Genomic DNA, 879 nt, shown 5'->3' with positions numbered 1-879 from the left:
ATGCGGAGGGCCCGGGGCCGCTCGCCGTCGGTGACGGCAGACGCCGACGCGGTCTCGCACCGGGTCCGGACTTCGTCGTCGTCGAGCACCAGCCACGGGGTGGTGTCCGGCAGCAGGGAGCGCTCGGCGGCGACCGTGACCCCCACGACGGCGCCGGAGTCGTCGAGCATGTGCTCTACTCGCCCGGACGGATACCTGGGATCCACCGGCACGAACGCGGCACCCGACTTGGCCACCGCCAGCATGGACAGGACCGACTCGATGGAGCGGGTCATGCCCAGCGCCACACAGTCTTCCGGACCGATGCCGCGTTCGAGGAGCACCCTGGCCAGCTGGTTCGAGCGCTCGTCCAGTTCTCGATACGTCATCTCGACGCCGCGACTCGAGAGGGCGACACCCGCCGGATGTGCGCGTGCCGCGGCGGCGAAGAGCTCGGGCAGCGTGCGTTCCGGGCTGCCCGACGGACCACGAACCGGAACGAGGGTGGCGCGTTCGCTGTCGGAAAGGATGTCGATGTCGCCGACGTCGATCCCCGGGGCGATCGTCACAGCCTCCAGGATCTGACGCAGCCGCAACCCGATTCGGATCACAGWTGTGGGGTCGAACAGGTCGACGGCGAACCCGAGCGCTGCGGTGATGCCGGACGGGCTGCCGTCGGCGGCGAAGTGCTCGGCCGCGGCCACCCGCAGGTCGAACCTGCCGAGCCCGGTCGCCGGTCCGTCGTGGCACTCGAACAGCACCTGGACGATCGGCGAGAACGCTGGGGAATCACCGATCCCGAGTATCCGCGGCAGCTGACCGAAGGGGACATCGCAGTGCTCGAACGCCTCCTGCTCGATCTCCTGAACCCGACCGAGGAGGTCGGTGAAGGACACGTCC

Annotated in this window: 1 protein-coding gene; it reads right to left on the bottom strand. The window is 69.6% G+C overall.

Annotation, left to right across the window (positions count from 1 at the left end; genetic code table 11):
- The coding region (locus AC1DQC_RS19760) for an AMP-binding protein (protein ID WP_477052933.1) at nucleotides 1-683 on the bottom strand (683 nt) is incomplete at its 3' end.
- Nucleotides 684-879 lie beyond the last annotated feature (196 nt).

The sequence above is a fragment of the Cellulomonas sp. P4_H12 genome (genome assembly GCF_056400905.1).
Note: the sequence above shows the minus strand (reverse complement) of the source record. Positions and strands in the feature narration are given on the sequence as shown.